Origin of the sequence: Microbacterium oryzae (assembly GCF_009735645.1) — a bacterium.
GTDB classification, from domain to species: Bacteria; Actinomycetota; Actinomycetes; order Actinomycetales; family Microbacteriaceae; genus Microbacterium; species Microbacterium oryzae.
Genome location: NZ_CP032550.1, coordinates 2,026,899 through 2,039,013, shown reverse-complemented (window position 1 = coordinate 2,039,013; position 12,115 = coordinate 2,026,899). Strand labels below are relative to the sequence as shown.

Sequence of the window (12,115 nt, the reverse complement as noted above, 5' to 3'; positions counted from 1 at the left end):
GGACGCCGGGCTACCCCTCGATCGGCCAGTCCTCGTCGTCGGAGATCGGCTCGCCGACCGGCACCACGAGGATGCTGCGGTGCTGACGGTGCGACAGGCGCGCGGCGACCGATCCCGTGAAGAACTCGCGGATCGAGTCGCCGATGCCGCGCTTGCGCGTGCCGACGACGATGAGGCGCGCGTCGATCTTGTCGGCGAAGTGCTTGAGCGCGAGGGCCGGGTCGCCGACGAGCTGCCGCACCGACCACTGCACGTCCTTGCCGGTGAGGTGCTCCTCGGCGGCGCGGGTGACGGCCTCGAGCTCCTCGGCGCCCGCATCGATGTGGATGTCGACGGGGGCGGTCTGCACGAATCCGTCCGGGTCCTCGTAGGTGACGAAGCGGGTGACGTCGACGTGCACCACGACGAGCGGCGCGCGGAGCAGCGCGGCGTACCGCGCGGCCTCCTTGATGACGCGGGGAGCCTGCCCCGGGACGGCGGCGACGATCACCGCCCCGCGCAGGGAAGCGTCGGCCGCAGTGTCGCGGGTCTCATCGGCGGGGAAGACCTCGTTGTCGCTCATGGGCGCGTCCTCTCTCGAACCGCAGCCCGGCCGGCGTGCGAGGGCCGCGTGGTACCCTGGACTCTACTCTTTCCCGGCATCAGCCGGCTGTCGGAAGTTACGCACGCGGGCCGTCGCAGAAGCCCGGTGCGGATCAACATAAGGGGGTCTCGCGCATGGGGCGTGGCCGTCAGAAGGCGAAGCACACAAAGCTCGCCCGTGAACTCAAGTCGTTCAGCCCGAGCGTCGACTATCGGGCGCTGGAGCGTGAACTGGCGCACCCGGACGATGACCCGTACGTCGACCGCTGGGCGGACGACTACAAGGACGAAGACGAAGACGAAGACGAACTCGAGAAGGCGTAGCCCTCTCGGGCAACGAATATCGGAAGTCGCCGCGGAGCACCCTCCGCGGCGACTTTCTGTGCGCGGACGCTGACACCATGCGCCCGGCGATCCCGTGGGGGCTCCTTCCGCTCGTCTGCGCCGGCGGTGCGGTCGGCGTGACCGCCCGCTACCTGCTGACCGTGCTCGCGGGCGAAGGGGCGACGGTGCCCGTCATCGCTCTCATCAACGTCGCGGGGTCGCTGCTGCTCGGCGTGGTCGCCGGTGTGTGCGGTGCGCGGCATGCGCGCTGGCGCGCCTTCCTCGGCACGGGCGTGCTGGGCGGCTTCACCACGTACAGCGCCTTCGCCGTGCAGGTCGCCGAGGCCCTTCGCGGGCCGCAGCCCCTGGTGGCGGTCGCAGGCGCGCTGGCGCTGCTGGGGGTGGCGGTCGTCGCGGCGGCCGCCGGCCTGGCCCTCGGGGTCCGCATCGCGAGGCGGGAGGCGCGCCGATGACCCTCGTCGCTCTCGTCGCCGTGGGCGGCGGCGTCGGCGCCGGCCTCCGGTGGCTCGCCGACGTGCTGCTCTCGCGGGTCGTCCCGCGGGGCTTCCCCTGGGCCATCCTCGCGGTGAACGTCAGCGGGTCGTTCGCGCTGGGCGCTGTGACCGGGGCATCGATCGGATGGCCGTGGCTGACGGTCCTCGGGACGGGCCTCCTCGGCGGCTACACGACCTTCAGCACCGTCTCCCTCGACGCCGCCGCCTTCTGGCGCGAAGGCCAGGTCGCGAAGGCGCTCCTCGACGTCGGCGGCACCTTCGCGCTGTGCGCGCTGGCCGCCCTGGCGGGTCTCGGTCTCGGCGGTCTCGCCGCCTGAGGATCCTCCCGTGGGGGGAGCCAGGCCCTTCGCGGCGGTGAAACAATGGGACTCGGATACAGGACCGTATCGAACGGTCCGACCGCTCTGCCTGGCCATCCCGAACGAGAGAGCCCCGTGTCGAAGCTCGCCGTCCTCAGTCTGAAGAACCGGGCGCTCATCGCCCTCATCACCATCTGCGCGGCCGTCTTCGGCGGCCTCTCGCTGACGAGCCTGAAGCAGGAGCTCATCCCGTCGATCGAGCTGCCCGCCCTCGTCGTGATGACGACGTACCCCGGGGCGTCGCCCACCGTGGTGGAGGCCGACGTGTCGACGCCGATCGAGACGGCGGTGCAGGGGGTCGAGGGGCTCGAGTCCACGACGGCGACCTCGACGACGAACGCCTCGATCGTGCAGGCGACGTTCGAGTACGGATCTAACCTCGCCACTGCCGAGCAGAAGATGCAGCAGGCGATCAACCGCATCGCGTCGCAGCTGCCCGAGTCGGTCGAGCCGCAGGTGCTGTCGGTGAGCATCGACGATCTGCCGGTGATCCAGGTCGCCGTGTCTGGCCTCGGCGAGGGTGAGACCGGCCGCTCGCAGCTCGAGGACATCGCGGTGCCCGCGATCGAGGACGTCGACGGGGTGGGGTCTGCGGAGATCGTCGGCGGGACCGGCCAGCGGATCACCGTCACCCCGGACGCCGAGGCGCTCGCCGAGAACGGGCTCACGCAGCAGGCCATCTCGGACGCCCTCGAGCAGAACGGCAACCTCTTCCCGGGTGGTGACATCACGGAGGACGATCGCACCCTCACCGTGCAGACGGGCGAGAAGATCGCCGACATCGGCGCACTGCGCGCGCTGCCGCTGGCGACGGACGCGGCCCCGACCCTGGATCCTCTGACCGGTCAGCCCATCCCGGGCCCCGTGCTCACGATCGCCGACGTCGCCGACGTCGAGCAGACGGATGACCCGACCGAGTCGATCTCCCGCGTCAACGGCGAGGACGCCGTCTCCCTCTCGATCACGAAGCTGCCGGCGGCCAACACCGTCGAGGTGTCGGACGGCGTGCAGAGCGTCATCGACGACCTGCGCGAGACGCTGCCGGACGCGGAGTTCACGATCGTCTTCGACCAGGCGCCGTTCATCGTCGAGTCCATCGACACACTCGCGACCGAGGGACTGCTCGGCCTCGTGTTCGCCGTGCTCGTCATCCTCGTGTTCCTGCTGTCGATCCGCTCCACCATCGTCACCGCCATCTCCATCCCCACGAGCGTGCTCATCACGTTCATCGGAATGCAGGCGTCCGGCTACTCGCTCAACCTGCTGACCCTGGGCGCGCTGACGATCTCGATCGGCCGCGTCGTGGACGACTCGATCGTCGTGATCGAGAACATCAAGCGGCACTACGTCGGCGGCGCGGACAAGGGCGACGCCATCCGTCTGGCCGTGCGCGAGGTGGCAGGCGCCGTCACCGCCTCGACCATCACGACCGTCGCCGTGTTCCTGCCGATCGTCTTCGTCGGCGACATGGTCGGCGAGCTGTTCCGACCGTTCGCGCTGACCGTCACGATCGCGATGGCCGCCTCGCTGCTCGTCGCGCTGACGATCGTGCCGGTGCTCGCCTACTGGTTCATGCGCCCGGGCAAGCCCCTGCTCGACGCGAACGGCGAGCCCATCGACCCCGAGCACCCCGACGCGCCGCCTACGCGACTGCAGAAGGCGTACCTCCCGATCCTCGGATGGACGCTGCGGCACTCCGTCGTGACGCTCGTCCTCGCGGTCGTCGTCCTCGTCGGCACGATCGCTCTCGCGCCGCTCATGAAGATCAACTTCCTCGGCGACACCGGGCAGAACACGATGTCGGTGTCGCAGGACCTCGGCAACACCGCCAGCCTCGAGGCCAAGGACGAGGCCGCTCGGAAGGTCGAGGACGTGCTCGTCGACATCGACGGCATCGAGACCGTGCAGGCGTCCATCGGCTCCAGTGGCTCCGCCCTCGGCGATGCGTTCTCGGGCGGCGCGGGCGTCACCTACTCCATCACCACGGAGGACGGGGTCGACCAGGAGGCGCTGCGGACCGAGGTGCAGGACGCGCTCGGCGAGCTCGACGATGCGGGCGAGCTCACCGTGGCGGCATCGGCCGGCTTCGGATCCTCCGACATCGAGGTCACCGTCGATGCGCCGACGTCCGACGCGCTCACCGAGGCCACCGAGGTCCTGGTCGCCGAACTCGACGGGCGCGAGGGCGTCGGCGACCTGACCGACGACCTCGCCGCGTCACTGCCCTACATCGCCGTGGAGGTCGACCGCGGCGCGGCGGCCGAGGCGGGGCTCTCGGAGGCCGCGGTCGGCTCGATCGTCTCGGGCACGATGCAGCCGCAGCAGGCGGGCACCGTCGAGTTCGATGACGCCGCCCTCACGGTGTACATCGCCGTGGCCGACCCGCCCGCGACCGTCGACGAGTTGCGCGATCTGGCCATCCCCACCGCCGGCGGCACCGTGCCGCTGAGCGACCTCGCGACCATCGAGGAGAGCGAGGGCCCGGCGTCGATCACCACGGTGGGCGGACGCCGCACCGCGATGATCACGGTGCCGCCGACGGTCGACAACCTCGCCGTCGCGACCGCGTCGGTGAACGCGGCGATCGACGCGGTCGAGCTGCCGGATGGCGCCACGGCGTCGGTGGGCGGCGTCGCGGAGCAGCAGGCGGACTCGTTCAGCCAGCTGGGCCTCGCGATGCTCGCGGCCATCCTCATCGTGTACGTCGTGATGGTCGCGACCTTCAAGTCGCTGCGCCAGCCGCTGCTGCTGCTGGTGTCCGTGCCGTTCGCGGCGACCGGGGCCATCCTGCTGCAGATCGTGACCGGGGTGCCGCTCGGCGTCGCATCGCTGATCGGCGTGCTCATGCTCATCGGCATCGTGGTGACGAACGCGATCGTGCTCGTCGACCTCGTGAACCAGTACCGCGAGCGCGGCCTCTCCGCGCACGACGCCACGCTCGCGGGCGCCTCGATGCGTCTGCGGCCGATCCTGATGACGGCGCTGGCCACGATCTTCGCGCTCACCCCCATGGGGCTGGGCATCACCGGTCACGGCGGCTTCATCTCGCAGCCGCTCGCGATCGTCGTGATCGGCGGTCTCGTGTCATCGACGCTGTTGACCCTGATCGTGCTGCCCACGCTCTACAACCTCGTCGAGGGCGCCCGCGAGCGTCGCGCTGCCAAGCGAGCCGGCCGTGGCGCGAGTGACGAGTCGGATGGTCCGGCGGCCGCACCGCTGCGACGCCGTCGCCGGCGGTAGATGGCCGGTACCGGATTTCGGATGGCCGGGGCGGGTGTGCGCGTGTGCGTAACTGCGGGCGACTCCCGCACCGCGGCTCCGAAATCTCGAACACGCGGGGGTCGATGGCGAGCGGCGGGATGACGCGGATGGCCCCGCCCGGGGCTTTCCCAGACGCCTCCCGTACCGTTGATCGGTCGGCTTCGGACACCGCGCAGAGCGCGGACGTTTTGGCAGGTGTGAGTCCAGGGGCCGATGGTGAGCGTCGATCGACGCGCATGAACCATCACATGAATGGCCCCCGGCTCCCGACAGTCCGGGTCTGCTCGCGCGTGCGCGCTCGAGCGCTGTTCTCGTGAGAGAACCCGAAGGAACACCATGCCCAAGAGCAAGAAGCCGGCCGGCGGACGCCCCGCCCAGAACTTCGACCCCCGCTACGCGAAGAAGAAGCCCGGCGGCCCCTTCCGCGGCAACGAGGGCGGCCCCCGCGGCCCGCGTCGTGACGACGCCCGCCCCACGCGCGATGGAGATCGCTTCGAGCGCGGCTCCGGTCCCCGCCGCGAGGGTGGCTACGCCCCGCGTCGCGAGGGCGGCTTCGCACCGCGTGATGACCGTCGTCCTTCGTACGGTGACCGTCCGGCTCGTGATGACCGTCGTCCTTCGTACGGTGACCGTCCGGCGCGTGATGACCGTCGTCCTTCGTACGGTGACCGTCCGGCGCGTGATGACCGTCGTCCTTCGTACGGTGACCGTCCGGCGCGTGACGACCGTCGTCCTTCGTACGGCGACCGCCCCGTTCGCGACAACGGCCGTCCTTCGTACGGCGACCGTCCCGCTCGTGACGACCGTCGTCCGTCGTACGGCGACCGTCCCGTTCGCGACAACGGCCGTCCGTCGTACAACGACCGTCCCGCGCGTGATGACCGTCGTCCGTCGTACGGCGACCGCCCCGTTCGCGACAACGGCCGTCCGTCGTACAACGACCGCCCAGCGCGTGATGACCGTCGTCCGTCGTACGGCGACCGTCCCGCTCGCGACAACGGACGTCCTTCGTACGGCGACCGCGGCGGTCGCGACAACGGCCGCCCCTCGTACGGCGACCGCCCCGCTCGCGACGCACGCAGCGCCCAGCGTCCGCGCTTCGAGCGCGACGAGCGGCCGGCCCGCTTCCAGCGCGACGAGCGTCCCGCACGCTCGGTCGCGGAGGAGCAGCAGATCGACACCGTGCACGAGCGCCTCGAGGCGCAGGCCGTGCAGGCGGTCGACTCCGAGGTGACGTTCGCCGACCTGGGCCTGGGCGAGAACATCGTCCGCGTGCTCGACGAGCTCGGTGCCGCGAAGCCCTTCCCGATCCAGGCCGCCACCATCGCCCCGATCATCGCGGGTCGCGACGTCCTCGCTCGCGGCCGCACCGGCTCGGGCAAGACCATCGCCTTCGGCGCCCCGCTCGTCGAGCGCGTGCTCCGGTCGAAGGCGGGCCAGAAGCGCGAGTTCGGTCGCGCCCCCGTCGCGCTCATCATGGCGCCGACGCGCGAGCTCGCTCTGCAGATCGACCGCACCGTGCAGCCCATCGCGCGCAGCGTCGGCCTGTTCACCACGCAGATCTACGGCGGCGTCCCCCAGGGGCGCCAGGTCGGTGCGCTGAAGAAGGGCGTCGACATCATCATCGGCACGCCCGGCCGCATCGAGGACCTCGTCGACCAGGGCAAGCTCGACCTGTCGCAGATCATCGTGTCGGTCCTCGACGAGGCCGACCACATGTGCGAGCTCGGGTTCCTCGAGCCCGTGCAGCGCATCCTGCGTCACACCTCGAAGGGCGGCCAGAAGCTCCTCTTCTCCGCCACGCTCGACCGCGAGGTCGCCGCGCTCGTCGACGAGTTCCTCGTCGAGCCGGCCGTCTACGAGGTCGCGAACGAGACGCAGGACTCCGGCACGATCGACCACCGCGTGCTCGTCATCGACCAGCGCAGCAAGGGCGAGGTGCTCGACACCCTCGTCGACCGCGAGGGCAAGACGCTCGTCTTCTCCCGCACCCGCGCCTACGCCGAGCAGCTGGCCGAGCAGTTCGAAGACGCCGGCTTCACCGCCGTCGCCCTCCACGGCGACCTGAACCAGGCCAAGCGCACGCGCAACATCGAGAAGTTCGCGAAGGGTCGCGCGCAGGTGCTGGTCGCCACGGACGTCGCCGCGCGCGGCATCCACGTCGACGACGTCGACCTCGTCGTGCAGGCCGACGCGCCCACCGAGTACAAGACGTACCTGCACCGCTCCGGCCGCACCGGCCGCGCCGGTCGCTCGGGCCGCGTCGTCACGCTCATCACGCGCATGCGTCAGCGCCGCATGGCCGAGCTCCTCGAGCGCGCCGAGATCGACGCGCCGTTCGACCAGGTGCGCCCCGGCGACGACCTGATCGCCGAGCTCGCCGGCGCCGCGCCGACCGCGGCCGAGCTCACCGCGTAAGCAGAGCGCTCTCTGCAGAGCGGCCCCGGGCCATCCTTCGCGGATGGCACGGGGCCGTTCTCGTCTCGGCTAGCCTGCCGGGATGGACTCGGACATCTGGCTCAGCGGCGGGGGCGGCTGGTTCGTCCTCGCACTCGTCAATGCAGGACTCGCCGAGCAGAAGAGCCGATCCCGGCTGAACTGGTTCCTCCTGTCGCTCCTCCTGGGGCCGATCGCGACGCTCCTCATCGTGGTGTGGGCGCCGCCGGAGAGGTAGCGCCGGTCAGTGCTCCCCGCGTGCGAGACGCGACGGCCACCAGATCGCACGCCCGATGTCGTACGACAGGGCGGGGACCAGCAGCGACCGCACGATGAACGTGTCGAGCAGCACGCCGAAGGCGACGATGAACGCGAGTTGCACGAGGAACAGCACCGGGATCACCGACAGGGCCGTGAAGGTCGCCGCGAGCACGAGCCCCGCCGAGGTGATGACGCCGCCCGTGATGGCGAGACCGCGGAGGATGCCATCTCGCGTCCCGTGCGCGAGCGACTCCTCTCGCACGCGCGTCATGAGGAAGATGTTGTAGTCGATTCCGAGCGCGACGAGGAACACGAACCCGTACAGCGGCACCGCGGGATCCGCCCCCGGGAAGCCGAGCACCTCGTTGAACACGAGAGCCGAGACGCCCATCGCCGTGCCGAACGACAGCACCGTCGTGATGATGAGCAGCACCGGCGCGAGGACCGACCGCAGCAGCAGCATGAGGATCACGAGGATCACCGCGAGGATCACCGGGATGATGAGGTTCCGGTCGTGGATCGACGCGTCGTTCGTGTCCACGTCGGTCGCCGTCACGCCGCCGACGAGGGCGTCGGGGATGGCCTTTGCCAGCTCCTCGCGGAGGTCGCGGACGGTGTCCTCGCCGGCTGCCGAGTCCGCCGCATCCGCGAGCGTCCCCTGCACCAGCACATCGCCATCCGCCACCGTCGGCTCGGGAGCCGGCGTGCCGGGAGGGCCGAAGGCGGCGATCCCGTCCGCCGTCACCGGGGCGCTGCCGCTGTCGGTGTCGGCGGAGACCGCGACGGCGTCGACGCCGTCGTTCGCGAGAAGCATGTCGGCCGCCTCCTGCAGATCGGCCTCGGGCACGATGACGTACACGGGGCTGCCCGAACCGCCGGCGAAGTGCTCGCCGAGCACGGCCTGCCCGTCGCGCGCCTCGGAGTCGCCGAGCACGAGATCGGACTGCGAGACGCCCGACGCCTGGAACTGCGTGAAGCCGAGCGAGCCGACGGCGAGGACCAGGGTGGTGACGATCCAGATGAGGCGCGGGCGGCGGCGCACGAGCCCCGCCACGCGCGCCCAGAGACCGCGAGAGGGCACGCCAGCGGCCTCCGCCGTGGGATCGAAGGCGGGGCGCCGCGGCCAGAACGCCGCTCGGCCGAAGGCGTAGAGGAGCGCGGGGAGCAGGGTCAGGGCTGACAGCATCGCGAAGACGATGCCGATCGCGGCGACCGGACCCAGCGTGCTGTTCGACTTCAGGTCGCTCAGGAGCAGGCAGAGGAGGCCGGCGATCACGGTGCCGCCGGACGCGAGGATCGGCTCGAACGATCCGCGCAGGGCGGTGAGCGCCGCGTTCCACCTGCTCTCCTGGTGGATCAGCTCGTCGCGGTATCGGGAGACGTACAGCAGCGAGTAGTCCGTGGCCGCGCCGATCACGAGGATGAAGAGGATGCCCTGCGTCTGCCCGCTGAGCAGCAGGATGCCCGCCTTCGCCAGCCACCAGACGGTGAGCAGCGCGACGCACAGCGCGAACAGGCTCGTGGAGAGCACCGCCACCGGCAGCAGCAGCGAGCGGTAGACGATCACGAGGATGACGAGGACGGCGAGCAGGGCGACGAGCAGGAGGACCCCGTCGATGCCCGCGAATGCGCCGACCAGGTCGTTCGAGAATCCGGCCGGCCCCGTGATGTGCACGTCGAGTCCGGAGGGCAGCCCGTCGCGGAGGGTGTCGCCGAGTTCGGAGACGGCGTCGGCCAGCTCCGCATCGGAGGAGATCGGGACGAACGCCTGGATGGCCAGGTCGTCTTCCGACGGGATGGCCGGGGAGACCTCGTCGATGCCCGGCACGTCCGCGGCGGCCGCCAGACGCTCGTCGACGGCGGCGCGGTCATCGTCCGACAGGGTCTCGTCGGACGAGAACACCACCACCGCGGGGATCGCATCGCCGTCTGTGAAGTCCGCCAGGCGCTTCTGCACCGCCGTCGCGTCGGCGCTCTCCGGCAGGTAGGTCGTCTGATCGTTCGATGAGACCTCGTCGACCTTCCCGAAGTAGGGCCCGCCGATCGAGGCCGCCGTCAGCCATACGAGGATGAGGAGCGCGGGAAGCAGAATGCGCAGCCAGCGCGGCGCGCGGGGAGCGGCTCGACCCTCCGATCGCACCGTCTGCACACGGGGCGCCTCCGGAAGGTCGTCGGTCGTGCGGCGTTCGGCCATGCGTGCTCCTCATCGATCGATGTCTCTAGCTAAGCTAGCAAATAGAAAGGCTTCCCTGTGCGGGGCGAGCGATACTGAAGCCCGGAGAGCGGATGGCCGGAGCGGCAGAGAGGACGATGATGCGGATCGATCCCACGGGTGAGCAGGTTCTTCTTCGGGCGGAGGGCGGCCGCGGCGAGGTGAGTGCCCAGATCGCGCAGGTGGGCGCATCGCTGCGCGCGCTCACGGTAGGTGGAGTCGACCTCGTCGCCCGCTACCCGGAAGGCGCCCGCACGCCATCCGCGTCCGGGATCGTCCTCGTCCCCTGGCCCAATCGCATCCGCGACGGCCGGTGGACCCAGCGCGGACGCACCGAGCAGCTGGCGATCTCCGAGCCGAAGTACGGCAACGCGAGCCACGGTCTGCTCCGCTACGCGTCATACGGCATCGAAGCGGCGTGCGCGGAGGCGACGCTCTCCGGGGTGATCCACCCGCAGACGGGCTACCCGTTCACGCTCGCGACGAGCGTGACGTATGCGCTCGTCGAAGACGGCATCGAGGTCACCCACCGGATCGTCAACGCCGGCGCGGAGGATGCCCCCGTCGCCGTGGGCGCCCATCCGTTCTTCTGCATCGGCGATGTCGATGTCGCCGACCTCACGATCACCGCGCCCGGCACCAGCTGGTTCGAGACCGACGAGCGCATGCTCCCCGTCGCGGAGCACGAGGTGGACGCGGTGACCGATCTGCGCCCCGGGGTGCGCCTGGGCGACGTCTCCCTCGACCGGGCGTATGGCGGGCTCACTCGGGGCGTGGACGGGATGGCGCGGACGGTTCTCGCCGCCCCCGACGGGAGGACGCTCACCGTCTGGCAGGACGAGAGCTTCGAGTTCGGCGTCGTCTTCACGACGACGCAGTATCCGGGCCGCGACCTCGCGGTGGCCGTCGAGCCCATGACGGCTCCCGCCGATGCCTTCAACTCCGGTCGGGGGCTGCGCTGGCTGGCGCCCGACGAGGAATGGGTGCTGCGCTGGGGTGTCTCCTACTCGGGCTGAGTCACGCGGTCAGAACAGCGTGGGCGCGGCGGTCGGCCCCGTCTCGATGATCCGCGGCGCAGCGCGCGGCGTGCGCGGGCGAGAGCGGGTCGGCTGGTCGTCCTCGGCGTACCCGTTCAGGCCGTGCGCGCGGACGAGCGGCCGGACCCGCTGTGCGAGCCAGGTGCGGTATCCCTTCGGCGCCTCGACGGACGCGCCCGGGTAGAGCCCGCGGTACGCGGGGACGAGCTCCGGATGCTCGCGCTGCAGCCACTGGAAGAACCAGGGCTTCACGCCGGGTCGCAGGTGCATCGCGCCGTAGATCACCCGGCTCGCGCCCGCCGCCTTGATGCGTCCGAGTGCCGCGTCCAGCGCCTCCACCGAGTCGCTCAGGTGCGGCACGATCGGCATGAGGAAGACCTGCACGCGGAACCCCAGGTCGGTGGCCGCGCGCACTGTGTCCAGTCGGGCCTGCGCGGAGGGCGTGCCCGGTTCGAGCGCGTGCTGCAGGGCGTCGTCGTAGACCGCGATCGACATCGCCAGGGAGATGTCGACATCCGCTCGTCGCCGCGCGAGCTGCGGAAGATCGCGCCGGAGGAGCGTGCCCTTGGTCAGGATCGAGAACGGCGTGCCCGAGTCGGCGAGTGCATCGATGATCGCCGGCATGAGGCGGTATCGCCCCTCGGCGCGCTGATAGGGATCGGTGTTCGTGCCGAGGGCGACCTGCTCCCGCTGCCAGCTCGATCGTCCGAGCTCGCGCCGCAGCACATCTGCGACGTTCACCTTGACGACGATCTGGGAGTCGAAGTCGCGCCCGGCGTCGAGATCGAGGTACTCGTGCGTGCCGCGAGCGAAGCAGTAAGTGCAGGCGTGACTGCATCCTCGATAGGGGTTCACTGTCCAGTCGAAGGGCATGGAGCTCGGGCCCGGAACGTGGTTCAAGGCCGACTTGGCGACCACCTCGTGGAAGGTGATCCCGGCGAACTCCGGGGTGGTCACGGTTCGCACGCCGGCGCCCACCTGGTCGAGGCCGGGAAGTGCTGCCTCGTCCACCGCTCCGACCTGCTGCCCCTGCCACCGCATTCTTCTATCGAACACAGGTGCGAAGAAGAAGTCAAGATCCAATCGTACAAAAGTGCGGGTCGGTGTCGGATCAGGACAAGGAGGGGT

At 70.5% G+C, this 12,115-nt stretch carries 10 protein-coding genes; 7 read left to right on the top strand and 3 right to left on the bottom strand.

Features of this window, described 5'->3' with window-relative positions; all coding sequences use genetic code 11:
- Positions 1–10: 10 nt before the first annotated feature.
- A complete protein-coding gene (locus tag D7D94_RS09510; RefSeq protein WP_156242375.1) occupies positions 11–562 on the bottom strand; it encodes a universal stress protein in 552 nt (183 codons plus the stop codon).
- A 155-nt stretch (positions 563–717) separates the two neighbouring features.
- On the opposite strand from D7D94_RS09510, the gene D7D94_RS09505 reads away from it, so the two are divergent.
- From D7D94_RS09505 to D7D94_RS14280, 6 genes are all read left to right on the top strand, one after another.
- Positions 718–906, top strand: coding sequence for a DUF3073 domain-containing protein (locus D7D94_RS09505; RefSeq protein ID WP_156242374.1), 189 nt, complete (start codon positions 718–720; stop codon positions 904–906).
- 77 nt (positions 907–983) lie between these two features.
- Positions 984–1,379 (top strand): fluoride efflux transporter FluC, encoded by a 396-nt coding sequence (locus D7D94_RS09500; protein WP_156242373.1) that lies wholly within the window; start codon positions 984–986, stop codon positions 1,377–1,379.
- Positions 1,376–1,738 (top strand): fluoride efflux transporter FluC, encoded by a 363-nt coding sequence (locus tag D7D94_RS09495; protein WP_156242372.1) that lies wholly within the window; start codon positions 1,376–1,378, stop codon positions 1,736–1,738. Before D7D94_RS09500 ends, D7D94_RS09495 begins: the two co-directional genes overlap by 4 nt.
- Before the next feature lie 117 nt (positions 1,739–1,855).
- Positions 1,856–5,020: an efflux RND transporter permease subunit gene (locus D7D94_RS09490; RefSeq protein WP_156242371.1), complete on the top strand. Its 3,165-nt coding sequence runs from the start codon at positions 1,856–1,858 to the stop codon at positions 5,018–5,020.
- Positions 5,021–5,377: 357 nt separating this feature from the next.
- Complete coding sequence (locus D7D94_RS09485; RefSeq protein WP_156242370.1) at positions 5,378–7,459, top strand: DEAD/DEAH box helicase; 2,082 nt, start codon at positions 5,378–5,380, stop codon at positions 7,457–7,459.
- An 82-nt stretch (positions 7,460–7,541) separates the two neighbouring features.
- Positions 7,542–7,715, top strand: coding sequence for a hypothetical protein (locus tag D7D94_RS14280; RefSeq protein ID WP_173024280.1), 174 nt, complete (start codon positions 7,542–7,544; stop codon positions 7,713–7,715).
- A 6-nt stretch (positions 7,716–7,721) separates the two neighbouring features.
- Here the strand turns inward: D7D94_RS14280 and D7D94_RS09480 are convergent, their stop codons facing one another.
- The gene (locus D7D94_RS09480) at positions 7,722–9,932 is read right to left on the bottom strand and encodes an MMPL family transporter (protein WP_156242369.1); all 2,211 of its coding nucleotides are present in this window, start codon (positions 9,930–9,932) and stop codon (positions 7,722–7,724) included.
- Between the two features lie 119 nt (positions 9,933–10,051).
- Here D7D94_RS09480 and D7D94_RS09475 point away from each other — a divergent pair, with 119 nt between their 5' ends.
- A complete protein-coding gene (locus D7D94_RS09475) occupies positions 10,052–10,966 on the top strand; it encodes an aldose 1-epimerase family protein (protein WP_156242368.1) in 915 nt (304 codons plus the stop codon).
- A gap of 9 nt (positions 10,967–10,975) precedes the next feature.
- Here D7D94_RS09475 and D7D94_RS09470 read toward each other — a convergent pair whose 3' ends face one another.
- Positions 10,976–12,028, bottom strand: a complete 1,053-nt coding sequence (locus D7D94_RS09470) for an Rv2578c family radical SAM protein (protein ID WP_156242367.1) — start codon at positions 12,026–12,028, stop codon at positions 10,976–10,978.
- Positions 12,029–12,115: the final 87 nt, after the last annotated feature.

Coding starts and splice junctions, on each gene's coding strand:
- D7D94_RS09510 (WP_156242375.1), bottom strand. CDS start 562: ATGAGCGACAACGAGGTCTTCCCCGCCGATGAGACCCGCGACACTGCG.
- D7D94_RS09505 (WP_156242374.1), top strand. CDS start 718: ATGGGGCGTGGCCGTCAGAAGGCGAAGCACACAAAGCTCGCCCGTGAA.
- D7D94_RS09500 (WP_156242373.1), top strand. CDS start 984: ATGCGCCCGGCGATCCCGTGGGGGCTCCTTCCGCTCGTCTGCGCCGGC.
- D7D94_RS09495 (WP_156242372.1), top strand. CDS start 1,376: ATGACCCTCGTCGCTCTCGTCGCCGTGGGCGGCGGCGTCGGCGCCGGC.
- D7D94_RS09485 (WP_156242370.1), top strand. CDS start 5,378: ATGCCCAAGAGCAAGAAGCCGGCCGGCGGACGCCCCGCCCAGAACTTC.
- D7D94_RS14280 (WP_173024280.1), top strand. CDS start 7,542: ATGGACTCGGACATCTGGCTCAGCGGCGGGGGCGGCTGGTTCGTCCTC.
- D7D94_RS09480 (WP_156242369.1), bottom strand. CDS start 9,932: ATGGCCGAACGCCGCACGACCGACGACCTTCCGGAGGCGCCCCGTGTG.
- D7D94_RS09475 (WP_156242368.1), top strand. CDS start 10,052: ATGCGGATCGATCCCACGGGTGAGCAGGTTCTTCTTCGGGCGGAGGGC.
- D7D94_RS09470 (WP_156242367.1), bottom strand. CDS start 12,028: ATGCGGTGGCAGGGGCAGCAGGTCGGAGCGGTGGACGAGGCAGCACTT.